Here is a 15,373-nt window from a genome sequence, read left to right as displayed (position 1 = left end):
TTCCTCCAATCAATCTAAATTAAGCACGAGGATGTGCTTTCTCATATACCTCAGTTAATCTTTTGTTTGAGATATGAGTATAAATCTGTGTCGTCGAAATATCAGCATGACCCAATAATTCTTGGACAATTCGTAAATCCGCACCATTTTCTAAGATATGGGTAGCAAATGAATGGCGCAACGTATGCGGCGAAACATCTTTTGTAATGCCCGCCTGTTTGACCCATTGCTTAATTAATTTCCAAACGCCTTGCCGTGTTAATTGATGACCATGGTCATTTAGAAAAATGATATGTGAATCTTGTTGTTTACCTAACAATGGCCGACTATTATTTAAATAGTCTTCTAACCATTTAACAGCAACATCCCCAATAGGAACGATACGCTCTTTATCACCCTTACCAACCGTTTGAATAAGTCCCAAATCCAAATGTAAGTTATCTAAGCGCAAATTAACCAACTCACTGACACGTAGTCCGGTTGCATACATGACCTCAAGAATGGTTCGATTGCGCAAACCAAGTGGTGTCTTTATATCAGGTACTTGTAACAGAGCTTCAACCTCTTCCAAAGTCAATACAGCAGGTAAGTGTTGTGCCTTTTTCGGCGAATCAACTTGTTCCATTGGATTACTGGTTATCAATTTGTTCAGTTGCGCAAATTCAAAAAATTTACGTAACGTGGACACCATCCGAATAACCGTGTTACGCGACTTACCCTTTTGTTCTAACTGTCCTAGAAAAGTCATGATAATAAATCGATCAACCGATGCTAAATTATCATACTTCTCAGCAATTAAGTATTGAAAAAACTGCACAAGGTCTTGTTGGTACGAATGTTTCGTATTGGCTGATAAACCACGTTCAACGGTTAAATAATGAAGGTAGTCAACCAAAACATCCTCAAATGGTCCTACCTGCACTCTCATGCTATTCGCCTTCACTTTCTTCTATTAAGAAAAGTCCATTTTCATTTTGTGTAATCCGACGTTCCTTGTATAGACGACCAACTGCACGTTTGAATTGTGACTTTGACATACCGAAGTATTTCTTAATAGCCTTTGGATCAGATTTATCTGTGAACGGTAGGCTATGTGTTGTTGAACGTTCTAATAACGTAAGTAACATTTGGGCATCTTCAGGAATAGCCTCATATGCTCGTGGACGTAACGACAGGTTCAACACACCATCTGGTCGTACACCAATCACTCGTGCCGATACAACCTCACCCAAGCGTGGTTCACGTTGACGCTCATCCGGATGAATAAAGCCAAAGTGGTAATCCGATGTCACAACCAATGTACCCACCTTTTTCAAACGATAGGCGGTTGCTTGTACTTGCTTGTTATGCATATCTGGCTTTGCTGGAATTCGCACCGCCTGCAAAATATCTGAAGACACTAGTTCACCCCAAAGACGGTCTTTTTTATCAATGCGAAGTGTAACCATCAACTTATCACCACGTTGTGGCCATAATTCCTTAATTGTTGGTAATTCATCTAATGAAACCACGACATCTTTATTAGGCAAGCCAATATCAACAAAGACTCCCAAATCACGACGAATATCCGTAACCGTTCCCCAAGCATAATGTCCTAATCGAACTTCTGGTAGATTCTTGGTTATTTCTAATTGGTGTTTTTCATTTTCATAGGCGAATCCTGAAACTAAACCACCAACCTTTAATGGTTTCTTTAGTTCTGTTTTATCAATTTCGTATGTTTCACCATCGATTTGTGCATAGTAATAACGATCATTTTCGTCAGTTACTTTAGCTGTAACAACTTCTCCAAGTTTATGTGTCATTTTCTCTCCATCCTTTTACGTCAGCTGCATCTATATTATATAAGTCCGATGCCACAGCACTGGTAAAGGTTATTCATAACCAGCATCATAGCGCCAGTAATCTTGCTTACTATATCTAATTATCTTAACAGATATGTCATCGATATGATATATGTAAACTAGATTCTCTTGTTTATCTCACCAAAAATGATATTTTTTGCTAAAATAGTTATTAATAATTTGAAAGTGAGTTTAATCATTTATGAAAGCAATTGGTATGGAGCCCCAAGTATTAATCGACATTCTTGTGGGCGCCAAAATTGGTGTCGTCTATTCATTTGGTACTGAACACCGAGGTGATTTAGTAGTCACGTCATATGCCCTGAAGGAAGCTGGATTGCCATCAAACATGGCTGGGGCCGTTGTACAGTTAGAAGATGTTCAAGAAACTGCACCTGGTAACTTTGTTTGGAAATTCAATCCGGAAGTTACCTTGATTCGCCCATTTAAAGTGCACGGCACAATGGAACTATTTGATGTTAATGACCAACTAATCAAACCAGAACCAACAAATTGGTTTAATGTTGAGGCTGAAAATGCAGGACATGAAAAAATCAACAACTGGTTAGACAATTATTTTGCCGAGCATCCTGATCTTGATCGTGTGCCCCGGCAAGAAATCCCTGAAGATATTGCAACATTAGCTACATCATTTGATGATTGGCGTGCTGCTTATTTTGACTTCCTGTATATGCCAACCAAAGCACAAAAGCGCGAATTACGATCAAAGCGTTATGATATTGATCCACTGTAATTGAGAGAGCGAGACAAAAGTCGTTTGGGAACACGTTTAAGCTATAAAATTTATCGGCTTATAATTCGTTCATTTTTAACAAATAGAGGTTGGGACATTTCTTTTGTCCCAACCTCTTTTATATGTTTATTTATATTTTCTTCAACAATGGTCGTAGCATCAACGGAGCAATAATTGTTGAAACAATAATCACGATGACCATATCACCAAAAATATTTTTAGCAATTAGGTTTGCACTTAACCCAATTTGCGCAACAACCAAGCCCATTTCTCCTCTAGAAACCATCCCTGCACCGACTGCTCGTGCAGCTGGTTTATCTAATTTAGCAATTCTTGCCCCCCATTGTGCACCATAATACTTTGTCGCCACTGCTAACACCGTTAACACGATGATTAGTGGCCAAGTTTTCTGCAGACCATTCAATGAGATGTTCAAACCAATTGAGCCAAAAAAGATTGGGAAGAAGAACCAAACGCCTAATAAATTTGAATATTTCAAAATTTTTCCGGAACTGGCCAAGCGATTGACTATAAGCCCAATAATAAACACAATAATTGGTAATAAAGTCGATATACTTAATCCTTCACCACCAAATACTAATACATAGGCACCAACTAATAATAAAGCCAGCATATCATCCAAAACAGCAGCACCCAATACGACTGCCCCAACTTGTGACCCCAGTTGGCCGGCTTCACCAAGAACACTAATGGTTATTGAAATCGATGTCGCTGCAAAGACAATTCCCCAAAAAATCGCAATATCGTAATGATAACCTAATATCAAGGCAACAACTGTAAATAATAACAATGGCACCACTACACCCATCACAGCTGTTAATGTCGCCCCTGTTAAATTACGTCGTAACTGACCAACATCGGTTTCTAGCCCTGCTGTGAACATCAATAATAGGACACCTAATTCTGATAAAGAAGAAATAACTTCACCTGTTGCCACCCAATGTAATATTGCGGGTCCCATAATGATTCCCGCAACCAATTGTCCAACAACTTCTGCAAAACCCAATTTTTGACCAACACGACCTAAAATAATAGTCCCGACAATTAAGATGATCAATTGTACCACTATTCCCATATCAACCTCCAAAAAAAGCGTATACTTCAATCCTAACTGGTTACCCACCCAGGAACTTGAAGCATACGCCCAACCGAAATTCTATTTACTTTTACTTTGATAAATTACGTGAAAACAAATTGCTAAATGGTGATTCACCAGTGTTCGCAACCTGTGTCAAGAAGATTTTAATTGCCGTCTGCGTGGTTAAACCTTGTGACTTGAAAATTTCATCTGCTTTGTCTTTGACGTTGTCCTCAACGCGCAATTGGATTAACTTTTCTGCCATAATGTTACTCCCTTCACAATAGTTACTTTTTATATAAATATTATACCATAGCACAGTTTACATGTACCTTAAATATGAAACAAATACTACACGTTTTTATTCCTTTTTGCTAGTATTTTCTATTTAAATTCACGCATTTCACTTATTTTCAGTATCAAAGATGATTGTGACTGGCCCATCATTTATTAATTGAACTTGCATATTTGCACCAAACTCACCGGTTGCCACGGTCAGCCCGGTATCGGCAAGTTTTTTATTAAATAACTGGTACATCTTATCAGCAAAATCAGGAGCACCCGCCTTAGTAAAACTAGGGCGATTTCCCTTCTTTGTGTCAGCGTACAATGTAAATTGTGATATTGATAGAATTTGTCCACCAACATCTCCAATCGACAAGTTCATCTTACCAGCTTCATCTTCAAAAACCCTTAATTTCGTTATTTTTCTCACTAGGTAATCTAATTCAGCCTCGGTATCACTATCGGCGATACCAACTAACAATACGTATCCCGTACCAATTTGACCAACAACAGCCTCATTAATCGATACACTAGCAGATTTTGCTCTTTGTAGTACTACTTTCATTACTTGAATACTCGCTTTACTTCATAAACATCTTTAACATCTCGAATATTGGTCATAATTGATTCAAGTTGCTCTAAATTCCTGACACCAATACTAAGCGAAATACGCACATCATTGTTATGATCGACCCGACCATTCACAGAATTTAGTGAACGGGTCGTATTATTGACCATCCGAATCACATCATTCAGCAATCGATTGCGATTTGTCGCTGAAACTTGTAGGTCGGCATCATATTCGGTTTTATTGTTACCTTCAGGATTCTCCCACGCCACATCAACCAAACGGTTACCTTGAACTTCAGCGGCTTTCAAATTAGGGCAACTCAAGCGATGAACTGACACACCACGTCCCTTGGTAACATAACCAATGACTTCATCACCAGGTATTGGTGTACAACAATGCCCCAAACGGACCAACATATTATCAACACCTTGAATCACGATTCGATCTTCACGATGTGACTGGTTCTTAGCTGCTTTTGTTTCCTTCTCAAGGGTTTGATGGTGCTCTAAAATAGCTTTTTGTTCAGCTTCTTGACGAGCAGCTTCTACAGCAGCACGTTTCTCTTCAGAAAAACGATTAGCCACACCTTGTGGTTTGATATCACCAAATCCTAGTGATGCATACATGTCATCAACAGCCAAATAATGTAACTTCTCAGCGGCACGGGTCTCATTCTCAGGCTGCATTAATTCTTCAACATTATAACCTTCATCCTCTAACCAGTCAGCCACCATCTTTTTACCAGCTGCAATATTGTCGTCTTTATCTTGCTTACGGAAGTATTGTCTAATTTTGTTACGGGCACGCCGAGTAGAAACCATCGTCAACCAATCACGATTGGGCTGCGCATTGGGTGAGGTCAAAATTTCCACGATATCACCCGTCTTGATTGGAAAATCTAATGGGACCATTCGATCATTCACTTTCGCACCCACGGTATGATTACCAACATTTGTATGAATCGTATATGCCATGTCTAGGGGACCAGCGTCCTTAGGCATTTCGATAACATCCCCTTTAGGTGTGAACACGAAGATACGATCAGTAAATAAATCACCCTTCACTGACTCCATAAAGTCATCAGCATCTTGGGCATCATCTTGTAATTCTAAAATACCTTGAATCACATTTAACTTCTGCTGGTCTGCATTTTGCACATCGGCACCAGCAAAGTTACCTTCTTTGTAAGCCCAATGTGCCGCAATACCATATTCAGCAATTTCATGCATTTTGTACGTACGAATTTGTACTTCCAGTGGCCGACCACCTGGGCCAATTACTGAAGTGTGCAATGATTGGTACCCATTCGCCTTTGGTAACGCAATATAATCCTTAAATCTACCAGGCATCGGTGTCCAGCGAGCATGAATTGCCCCTAATACCGCATACGTTTCAGGAATCGTATCAACTAATACACGAATAGCTAATAAATCATAAATTTCTTCGAAGCGTTTATTCTTATCAACCATCTTCCGGTAAATTGAATAAATATGTTTTGGTCGACCATAAACTTCGGTATTTGCTAAATGTAAGTCGGTAATCGAATGTTTAATTTCATCAACCGCTTCATCAACAATTTCCAAACGTTCCTGACGACGCAAGTTCATCGACTTGGCAATATCATGGTAGGCATCAAAGTTAAGATAGCGTAAGGCCATATCCTCTAACTCCCACTTGATGGTCATAATTCCAAGCCGATCAGCCAATGGCGCATAAATTTCAAGTGTCTCAGCGGCAATTCTTCGCTGCTTCTCTTCTCTTAATGCAGATAAGGTTCGCATATTATGCAAACGATCTGCCAATTTAACAATGATGACACGAATATCATGTGACATTGCGAGTAACAATTTACGATGATTTTCAGCTAATTGTTCTCGTGAGGACTTATATTTAATTCGTGATAATTTCGAAACACCGTCAACAATAACGGCAACATCATGCCCAAAAGCCTGTTCAACATCCGCCAGCGTTGCCGTGGTGTCCTCAACGACATCATGCAGATAACCTGCAACTACCGTATCAGGATCCATATGTAATTCAGCCAATATCCCTGCTACCTGAATTGGATGAATAATGTATGGTTCACCAGATTTACGCTTCTGTTCTTGATGCAAGTGGATGGCAAACTGATAAGCCTTATCAACTTTCTTAACATGCTCATCGTTCATATAATCTGCGATTAAGTCATGCACATCCTGTGCCGTTAATTTTTTTGCTTCTGCCATAAAAATCATCCTTTGTTTTTAGATTCACGCCGATTGGGATTCATACCCGCAGCATCGTATCTTTCATCTATCACTCTGAATAGTTAATTTATTCTAACGCATTTCATAGCTGTTTGTATTGTATTTTGCTTTAAATTTTAATAATTCTCCAAAAAATTAGGGTGTTTTTTTAAATACAACATTATTTTTCCCCAAAAGTGCCTGCATCGCTGCTGTAGTTTTTTCATCATCAGCTAGCCAGTAGGTTTCATCCAAGGCAATTTTGCGGTGATTGCGTTCAAAAACAAGTAACACCGGATTAATACCACGGTGTTGTTGTAAAGTATTTTGCAACATCGGCATCACACCTGCATCTTCAGCCGATGCCATAATCCTCAAGTACCATTGACCAGTTGGCGTCATTTCCGCAGAATTTGGTGTCCGTGCCAAAAGTTCATCACCACTCACGATGCGATTAGCAATCATCTGTAAAGCATCTCGACCACGCTGCTGTTCAATTTTTCCAGTAATTAATAAGACTTTTTCATTAACTAACAATGGTGAAATTTCTTTGAATAGTTTTGGGAAAATGGTAATCGATAGTGTTCCCGTTAAGTCAATACCATCTACAAATGCCATCGGATCACCCTTTTTGGTCCGAATTTTCTTAATATTTTGAATATAAATGATAACTGTGGCCGCAGACAGCCCCACTGTCAAATTAGCAACATCAGTCCTTTGAGAATCAGGTAAGGCAGCTAAATAGGGTTCAATCGGATGACCACTTAAATACACTCCTAAATAATCATGCTCATAACCTAACTTCTCATTCAATGGAAATTCATCAACTTCATGCATTTTCGGTGTTAGTGATTCAAATAATGACATTGATTCACCAGCAAGTCCAATGGCATCAATATAGCCTTGCATAGAACCTAAGAGGGTTTTGCGGTTAAAGCCAAAACCATCTAAAGCACCCGCATAAATCAATGGTTCTAACTGAGAAACTTTACGATATTTGCTTGGTAAACGGCCAATAAAATTCGTTAAATCACGATACTGACCACCCTCTTGTCGTTCTTGAATCAGCGCCTCCCGAAAATCGCGACGCAAGCCACTAATAGATGCCAACCCCATTTGGAGTTCACCTTGCTTGTTCATACTGTAACCTTGCCAAGAATGATTCAAACTGGGGCGTAAAATAGTCACATGACGCAATTTTGCTTCAGAAATATAAATACCAATTTTTTTATGATCAGCAATTGAATCATTCAACACCGCTTTATAAAAAGCGGCTGGGAAATGGGTCTTAATATATGCCAGTTGAAAAGCCAGCTTCGAGTAAGCAACCGCGTGTGAGCGATTAAAACCGTATTGTGCAAAGGTTTCAATATAGCTAAATACTTGCTCAGCAACCTGTTGCTCATGGTGTAACGCCATCGCACCATCAATAAAATTCGACTTCATGGCAGCAATTTTATCATGATCTTTTTTTGACATAGCACGCCGGAGCAAATCGGCTTCCCCCAATGAGAAACCAGCAAAACGCTCAGCAACACGCATAACTTGTTCTTGATAGACAATGATGCCATAAGTAGGTGCTAAAATTTCGGCCATACTGGCATCAGGCACATCTTGTTTTTCTTTTTGATGCTTACGCGCAACGAAATGTGGAATGTTTTGCATGGGACCTGGTCTAAACAGCGCATTTGCGGCCACGATATCCTCAAAACTATCAGGAAGTAACTGACGTAAAATATTTTTCATACCACCTGATTCAAATTGGAAAACACCATTAGTCAAACCATTTTGAAATAGCTTTAATGTGGCTGAATCATCCAACGAGACAGTTGCAATGTTAAATGATTCATGATCAGGAATCTTTTGGATTTCACGAATAGCAATATCCAATATATTCAAATTAGATAACGCCAAAAAGTCCATTTTCAACAAGCCAAGCGCCTCAACAGGTCCTTTGGGAAGTTGTGTGACTAAGCGACCATCATCACCAAGCTGCACCGGCATGTAATTGGCCAGTGGTTCAGCGGATAACACAACCCCGGCCGCATGTAATGACGCGTTACGTGGTAAACCTTCTAGTTTTAAAGCTGTTTGATACAACAATTCACCGTCAACAGGCAAATCTAATAAAGCATTACGGAATGGTAAAGAATCTTCGTATGAAGCCTGTAAGCTTGCCGTCCCTCTTGGCATTGCTTTTGATAGATTATCGATTTGTGTGGGATTCAAGCCAAAAACTCGGGCAACATCACGAATAACTGCCCGCTGAGCCATGGTTGAAAACGTAATAATTTGCGCCACCCGTTCATGACCATAATGTTCATGTAAGTATTCCAAAATCTCTTCACGGCGATTATCAGGAATATCAATATCAATATCTGGCATTTGATGACGTTCCGGATTAAGAAAACGTTCAAAAAGCAAATCATAAGCAATCGGATCAACGTCCGTAATCCATAGCACATAGGCGACTAACGATCCAGCAGCTGAACCACGTCCCGGACCAGTACGAATCGATTTTTTGTGCGCATAATTTAAAACATCCCAAATAATCAAGAAATAATCCGCAAAGCCCAGTTCATTAATAATTCGTAGTTCTTCTTTTAATCGCGCTTCGTATGGCGCCGGATTAATATCCAAATTATGTAATCGATTCGTTAGTCCCGTTGTGGCTAATTCAGCCAAATAATCTTTAGAAGATTGACCCTGTGGTGTGGCATACTTTGGTACCGTCACTGCTGACTGTTCAAGTGTAACCTCGCTGTGCGCTGCTATCCAATCTGTGTTCGTGACTGCTTCAGATAACCCGCGACGTTCATATTCGTTAGACCAATCGACACTTTCTTTTAAATAAGCTGTTGCTGCCTGCTTTTGCGCCAAGCCAACATTAGCAATAATCTCTCCCTGACCCAATTTTTGAATCACTTGGGCTGAAAATTGATCAGACGCATTAGGATATAAGACCGTCTCACTGGCAACTATTCGGGTACCAGTCTGGTTCGCTAGTTCTTTCATTGATTGCATCGTATCTTCACGTAAATTCAATGAAACACCTAAGAAAACATGTGTTGTATCAGTTAATGAAATCACCTTTTCAACTAAGTTTGTTGCTCTATCTGGTTCAGTACCGAGCACGACCGTTAGTTCACCCATACTTGGCAAGATAATATATAATCCAGCCAAATATGGCTTTAATTCCTTTAACGTCGGTTGATCATCTTGTGTATTAATGACACTACTAATCTGCAATAAATTGTGATAACCAATTTGGTTTTCAACTAGAAAAACGATTGGATACGTTTGTGAAGACTGCATGCCAACCAGTTCTGCAGTCAAACCTAAAATCGGTTGCATGCCAGCTTTTTTTGCTGCTTGATAGAAATCATACATACCATACAGCACGTTATAATCCGTCAAGGCAACTGCCTGATAGCCTTTTTCTTGGGCAGCCTTTATCAATTGTTGAGGGGTCATCGGGCTCCGCAACAAACTAAATGCCGTCATGGTTTGCAGTGGTACCATAATAGCCTCCTTCTTTAAAACTTCCAATTGATGAATGTTTATTTTAACTTAATTTCATTATAGCCATTAAAAATAAAAAAGACCACCTGTGACAGTGATCTCCTTCTTACTTATTTTGTTAATGATCATTATTTGTCTGCATGAGGTGCAGCAGATTTTGAAATTGCCACATAAGCAATTGTTCCAATCATACCGATAACCACTGAGAACAAAGAAGTCATGGTTGCATCATAAGTTGCACTTTCAAGCGCACTACCAATGTAGCCAAGAACTTCTCCCAAAATAAATGTCCAAACAAAAACTACAATATACTTCATATTGACACCTCTTAGCATACCGCCAAAATGTTTTACACTCTTATTTTACGCCCCCATGGTTAGTTTGTCACATGTTAATTAATTCACAGTGAACTAACGTCGCGTATATTTCATCAACTGCCAATCATAATCATTATCAGCATCGGCAGGGCCTTGGTCAATGACCTCACCTTGCCACACAGTCGTATCGACCGGTGGCATCTTAACATCCCCAGACAAGTCAGTCTGTAAATATGTCACATATAAGGCATCGGCTGTGGCCATGAAGGTTTCATAAATTGGCTTGCCACCAATAACTTGTAATTTTAAGCCAGCATCATCAGCAAGTTTTTCAGCTTCAGCGATGCTGTAAACCTTTCGAAATCCGTCAGGCACTTCCAAACCTTGATTGTGCGTTAAGACAACGTTTAAGCGGTCCGGTAATGGACGCCCATGAAAACTAGCCATCGTATGACGTCCCATCAAAGCCACCTCATGCACCGTTGCTTGTTTAAAAAAATGCAAATCTGCTTTTTGATGCCAAGGAACCTGGCCATCAATTGCAATTGTACCGTCTAAAGTTTGTGCCCAAATCAAGTTTTGCTCAGCCATTTTATGCACCACCTTCTACAAGTTCAGATAATTCTTCCCATCGTGTCATCTTTGCTTCTAATGCATCATTAGTTTCATCTAATTCTTTTTGTAAATCAGCCAGTTTTGTGAAATCATCACCGCTCACATTCATTTCTTCTTCAATATCACTGACCTTCGTCTCTAACTGAGCAATATCATCCTCAATCGTTGACCATTCTTTCTTTTCGTTCCAAGTTAATTTTTTCTTCTTGGGCGTTGGCGCTTTATCAGCTTTGTCTTCTGTAACAACAGACGATTTACTCTCTTTTGTTGTAGCAAGCGTAGGTGCGCCATACGTGGCCAAATAATCGCTAAAACGACCATTATAGCGATCGATGTCACCTTGACCTTTAAAAATCCAAAGCTTGTCAGCAATCTTATCTAAGAAATAGCGATCGTGGGAAACTGTAATAACAGTTCCAGCAAATGATTGTAGATAATCTTCTAACACCGTTAATGTCCCAATATCCAAGTCATTTGTTGGCTCATCAAGTAGTAACACATTAGGCTGTTGAATCAATAATTTCAACAAATATAGGCGTCGCTTTTCACCACCAGAAAGTTGACGGATCAGCGTCCCATGCATAAATGGTGGGAACAAGAACTGTTCCAATAACTCGGCTGCTGAGATATGGTTACCATCCTGATCCACCACTTCTTCAGCAACTTCACTCAAATAAGCAAGCACACGCTTATCTTCGGGAATTGGCTCGGTAATTTGTGTGTAGTAAGCCATTTTAACTGTTTCACCTATTTCAATCACACCACTATCTAACGGTTGCTGTCCCGCAATCGCATTTAAAAGCGTTGATTTACCAGATCCGTTAGGACCCGTAATACCAATCCGTTCATTTCCCTGCACTAGCTCACTAAAATCTTTTAAAATAGTCAATTGATCAAAGGCTAAATTAGCATTTTCAATGTTAATGACTTTTTTACCTAAACGCGTTTGACCAAGATTGACCGAAACTTCGCCTTCAACTTGACGGGTGCCTTGTTGGGCTTCCAATTCTGCAAAGGCATTTTCACGTGCTTTTTGTTTAGTCGAACGCGCTTTGGCCCCTGCATGCATCCAAGCTAGTTCTTTTTTATACAGTTGTGCTGACTTATGCTCAGCAACTGCTTCCGCACTGACACGTTCGGCCTTAGCAGTGACATACTTTTCATAATTACCCTGATACTCATACAACTTACCAAATGATAATTCAAAAATACGATTAGTGACGCTATCTAAGAAGTAACGATCATGAGTCACTGTCATTACAGCACCACGATAATTAGCCAGATACTTTTCCAACCAAGCGATTGAGTCAAAATCAAGGTGATTAGTTGGCTCGTCTAACAACAATAAATCAGGTGCTTGAATCAGCACTTGTGCCAGACCAACACGTTTACGCTGCCCACCTGAAAGTGCTGAAATTTGCAAGTCTAAGTTAGGTAAATGCAATTGTGTCAGGATATTTTTCACTTCTGACTCAGCCAACCAAGCATCTTGCTGGGTCATCTGCTGCTCTAATTTGGTATAACGAGACAATTTCTTTTCGTCTGTTGGATTTTCTGAATATTCAGCTAATGCCGATTGATAATCACGAATGAGTTGGAAAACCGGTTGCGCACCACTAAAAATAGCATCCATCACCTTTTTATTATCATCTAGCGGTGGCTCTTGTTGTAAGTAACCAATTGTGTAATCCTTCGGTGTATCTATGTTCCCATTATCTGCTGGTACAATTTCTGCAATCGCATTTAATAGGGTTGTTTTACCAGTCCCATTTACACCAACAATGCCGACGCGATCGCCAGTCTCCACCAAAAATGACACTTTGTCTAACAGTGTTTTTTCACCATAAACACTATGCAGATTTGTTGCCCTTAATTGCTTCATTTTATATTATTTCTTCTCTTTCTCTACAATGTCAGCCGCAGCCTGTAGCAAGGCTTCTTTGTCATTCACCTGTTCGCCAATAACAACCAAGTGTTCTAAATCTGCCAATATCTTACCAAACAGTGGCCCAGGTGTCAGGTGCAAGCTTTTCAATAATTCGCCACCATTGATTGCTAACTCTTTTTTATGCTTAATAGGTAGTGCCTGATAACGAACAGATAAGTCTTCAACGTTAGCTGTAACTTCACTTAGCCTAATCGTTGCTAGTGCTGTCGTAATAGCATCTTGCGTTTGATATAGATCCCAATCACTAACATCACCTAATCGTAACTTATTCATCAACGTAATGACTGATTTGGCCGTTTGAATCATATCATTTGGTTGCTTCCATAACTTTAAAAACTCACCAGTATCCTTGGGGCTTAATCCTAACTCAAATGACAATAATGACCAAGCCTGGTTATCATCGGTGGGTTGCGCATTTTGTAATAATTCAGCATACGCAGCTAGGTCCTGATCAGTATTTGCTAAGCCAGGCATAAAATTAACCAAACCACTCTTAATCATCTCAATTAATCCATAACTAGCTGAAGTTCCCTGCATAAGTTTTGTAAATTCTACATTGGTCCGTTCTACGGCAATATTTGCTAACAAAGGCGCATTTTCTGCAATCGCTTTTTGTGTTGCATCATCAATCTTAAAATCTAACTGAGCAGCAAACCTAACAGCGCGCATCATCCGAAGTGCATCCTCATGAAAGCGTTCCTCTGGTTTACCAACCGCACGTAATACCTGTGCTGACATGTCTTGAACACCGCCAAACAAATCAATCACTTCGCCGTCTTTTGTTAAGGCTAAAGCATTGACCGTAAAATCACGGCGCTTTAAATCCTCATCTAAAGACCTGACAAATTTCACCTCATCTGGTCGACGAAAATCGGTGTAAGTTGATTCTGTTCGAAAGGTCGTTGTTTCATAGCCGGTACCATGGTCTAAGATCATCACTGTACCATGCTCAATACCGGTATCTACCGTACGTTTAAATATCTTCTTAATTTCTTCAGGGTAAGCCGAGGTCGCAATATCAACGTCATGAATTGGTTTACTGAGCATTGTGTCTCGCACCGATCCACCAACAAAATATGCCTCATAACCTGCCTTTTCGATTGTTTCCAAAATCGGTAAGGCATCAATAAATTCCGATGGCATCTTATTTATTTTCATGTTTGGCCTCCTCTTTTCTACTATTACTAAGTATACCAGACACCCTAACTTTTTTACGACTTGTACCGTAAGTAGTCACTTTTTATAAATGAATAAGCATTCATTTATCCATTAAGATTCACGACCGTTCAAAACATCTTTAGCCAATTGTAACGCGTGTTCCGCTGTGTCTACCACAGCCATGAACCCTGTCCGATGAATAAAAACAATGCCCTCTTCTTTTATTTGAGGAATTGCGTGCTTCACTTCAAAGCTACCATGGGCAGCTGGAACACCTTGAATCATCCAATTACCATCCTTACGAGGCAAAACAGCAAATACTAATTGATCAAACTGTTCTGCGTAGTCTTTCCATGGGCCTGAAATTGGGACGAATAAAATTTGGTCCGACACAAAAGTCGCTTGTGCAATCACATCTTGTTGGGCAATTTCTTTGGCAACCGTTTTCTTCACACGGTTCTCTAAAATCATTTTTGCGAAAGCCAACGCACGGTCAAAACTATTGGCTTCATCATCTTCTTCATAAAAATCATTAATGATATCGGGTACGGTGAATACCTCACTTTGATATGCTGACACGCCATTGTCTAAGGCATCGATACCAACAATGAAATGACTATCAATTTTCTCATACACTGCTTGCGTTATTGTCGGTGCCAAGTCTGGATTTAAATCAGCAATGTATTGTTTCCCAAATTGTTGCCAAATCAAACCAAAAGCAGCCATGGGTACACCGTTATCATGCTGACGTGTATCATCAATCCCATGATGGTCAAACTCACCACCACCAACGTCGTACACAAAATTGCTTTGATCACCAGTCATTGTTTCATCACGAGTTCTAACAATTGTTAGTGTCGGAAAAAGACGTGTCATAATGACACTCGCAAAGACATCATCAGCATGAAACTTCCCATTATGTGTAACTAAATTTTTATACATTGTTAGTCCTCCAAACCATTTTTCCTATCCTCTATTGTACACGTCATACAATGATAAAAAACGCTGATTTGTCTAAACAAATCAACGTTTAAT

13 protein-coding genes are annotated in these 15,373 nt (G+C 39.7%); 1 reads left to right on the top strand and 12 read right to left on the bottom strand.

All coding sequences use genetic code 11. The features are described 5' to 3' along the window. Positions 1 to 19: 19 nt before the first annotated feature. Both xerD and NGR58_RS00705 read right to left on the bottom strand, forming a co-directional pair. On the bottom strand, positions 20 to 928 hold the full coding sequence (gene xerD, locus NGR58_RS00710; protein ID WP_258087828.1) for a site-specific tyrosine recombinase XerD: 909 nt from the start codon (positions 926 to 928) through the stop codon (positions 20 to 22). A gap of 1 nt (position 929) precedes the next feature. Beyond that, a complete protein-coding gene (locus NGR58_RS00705; protein ID WP_258087827.1) occupies positions 930 to 1,805 on the bottom strand; it encodes a CvfB family protein in 876 nt (291 codons plus the stop codon). Positions 1,806 to 2,046: 241 nt separating this feature from the next. Between NGR58_RS00705 and NGR58_RS00700 the strand changes: the two genes are divergently transcribed. Continuing rightward, positions 2,047 to 2,598 (top strand): hypothetical protein, encoded by a 552-nt coding sequence (locus tag NGR58_RS00700; protein ID WP_258087826.1) that lies wholly within the window; start codon positions 2,047 to 2,049, stop codon positions 2,596 to 2,598. A 130-nt stretch (positions 2,599 to 2,728) separates the two neighbouring features. Here the strand turns inward: NGR58_RS00700 and NGR58_RS00695 are convergent, their stop codons facing one another. The 10 genes from NGR58_RS00695 to NGR58_RS00650 all read right to left on the bottom strand — a co-directional run bounded on the left by NGR58_RS00695 (position 2,729) and on the right by NGR58_RS00650 (position 15,280). Then, the gene (locus NGR58_RS00695; RefSeq protein ID WP_258087825.1) at positions 2,729 to 3,694 is read right to left on the bottom strand and encodes a cation:proton antiporter; all 966 of its coding nucleotides are present in this window, start codon (positions 3,692 to 3,694) and stop codon (positions 2,729 to 2,731) included. Positions 3,695 to 3,785: 91 nt separating this feature from the next. Further along, positions 3,786 to 3,962 carry a type II toxin-antitoxin system RelB/DinJ family antitoxin gene (locus tag NGR58_RS00690; protein WP_002827374.1) on the bottom strand — a complete coding sequence of 59 codons (177 nt, stop codon included), beginning with the start codon at positions 3,960 to 3,962 and terminating at the stop codon, positions 3,786 to 3,788. A gap of 138 nt (positions 3,963 to 4,100) precedes the next feature. Then, positions 4,101 to 4,547, bottom strand: coding sequence for a D-aminoacyl-tRNA deacylase (dtd, locus tag NGR58_RS00685; protein ID WP_258087824.1), 447 nt, complete (start codon positions 4,545 to 4,547; stop codon positions 4,101 to 4,103). After that, positions 4,547 to 6,778 carry a RelA/SpoT family protein gene (locus NGR58_RS00680; protein WP_258087823.1) on the bottom strand — a complete coding sequence of 744 codons (2,232 nt, stop codon included), beginning with the start codon at positions 6,776 to 6,778 and terminating at the stop codon, positions 4,547 to 4,549. Before NGR58_RS00680 ends, dtd begins: the two co-directional genes overlap by 1 nt. 156 nt (positions 6,779 to 6,934) lie before the next feature. Next, positions 6,935 to 10,300, bottom strand: coding sequence for a DNA polymerase III subunit alpha (locus NGR58_RS00675; RefSeq protein ID WP_258087822.1), 3,366 nt, complete (start codon positions 10,298 to 10,300; stop codon positions 6,935 to 6,937). A 128-nt stretch (positions 10,301 to 10,428) separates the two neighbouring features. Continuing rightward, positions 10,429 to 10,617, bottom strand: a complete 189-nt coding sequence (locus tag NGR58_RS00670; protein WP_075269490.1) for a YjzD family protein — start codon at positions 10,615 to 10,617, stop codon at positions 10,429 to 10,431. Positions 10,618 to 10,710: 93 nt separating this feature from the next. Next, positions 10,711 to 11,208, bottom strand: coding sequence for a dihydrofolate reductase (locus NGR58_RS00665; RefSeq protein WP_258087821.1), 498 nt, complete (start codon positions 11,206 to 11,208; stop codon positions 10,711 to 10,713). A gap of 1 nt (position 11,209) precedes the next feature. Beyond that, positions 11,210 to 13,114: an ABC-F family ATP-binding cassette domain-containing protein gene (locus NGR58_RS00660; RefSeq protein WP_258087820.1), complete on the bottom strand. Its 1,905-nt coding sequence runs from the start codon at positions 13,112 to 13,114 to the stop codon at positions 11,210 to 11,212. Positions 13,115 to 13,120: 6 nt separating this feature from the next. Further along, positions 13,121 to 14,338 (bottom strand): CCA tRNA nucleotidyltransferase, encoded by a 1,218-nt coding sequence (locus NGR58_RS00655; protein WP_258087819.1) that lies wholly within the window; start codon positions 14,336 to 14,338, stop codon positions 13,121 to 13,123. 111 nt (positions 14,339 to 14,449) lie between these two features. Continuing rightward, the gene (locus tag NGR58_RS00650) at positions 14,450 to 15,280 is read right to left on the bottom strand and encodes an MYG1 family protein (protein ID WP_258087818.1); all 831 of its coding nucleotides are present in this window, start codon (positions 15,278 to 15,280) and stop codon (positions 14,450 to 14,452) included. Positions 15,281 to 15,373: the final 93 nt, after the last annotated feature.

The sequence above is a fragment of the Weissella fangxianensis genome (assembly GCF_024718545.1).
In the GTDB taxonomy this organism is placed as follows: domain Bacteria; phylum Bacillota; class Bacilli; order Lactobacillales; family Lactobacillaceae; genus Weissella; species Weissella fangxianensis.
The sequence above is the reverse complement of the archived record's forward strand: the minus strand, read 5'-3'. Positions and strand labels throughout refer to the sequence as shown.